This window comes from Bacillus sp. LR--39, from assembly GCF_053613335.1.
Genome location: NZ_JBSIOT010001626.1, coordinates 1 through 513 on the forward strand (window position 1 = coordinate 1; position 513 = coordinate 513).

The following is a 513-nucleotide window of genomic DNA, read 5'->3' on the forward strand; positions in this document are numbered from 1 at the left end:
CAAACGCGATAGCCCCCGGACCGATTGAACGAACAGGCGGTGCGGAGAAGCTATTTGAATCGGAAAAAGCGATGGCCCGCACGATGAACAGTGTGCCGCTCGGCCGATTGGGCACACCGGAGGAAATCGCCGCTTTGGCAGCGTTTTTGCTTTCTGATGAAGCATCCTATATAAACGGGGATTGTATCACAATGGACGGAGGGCAATGGCTGAATCCTTATCCGTTTTAATCTGAATATTTATAAGTGAATATTTAAGTTATTAAGAACTTTTATGTTCGAATGTAATACCTCCACAATTAACCTTCTTCCTATCCAATTTGATAACACATAGAGCTTTATTTGTTTATGAGGTGTTGTGTCATACGTAAGCCACCTAATATATGAAAGGTATATTTTAAAAGGGGAGACGAAATATGAAGAACTTAGATTTCAAATAAAACATTCATATAATTACTTCGTTAACTAAAAAGAGAAATTATAAGAATGAAAGGTTTCAAGGTTACATCAGATT

The 513-nt window shown here is 38.6% G+C and carries 1 protein-coding gene; it reads left to right on the top strand.

Going from position 1 to position 513, the window contains the following annotated elements; translation table 11 throughout:
* Positions 1-230, top strand: a 230-nt coding sequence (locus ACWHAR_RS32180) for an SDR family oxidoreductase (protein ID WP_452089061.1), incomplete at its 5' end; no start/stop codon positions are given.
* Between the last annotated feature and the right edge of the window lie 283 nt (positions 231-513).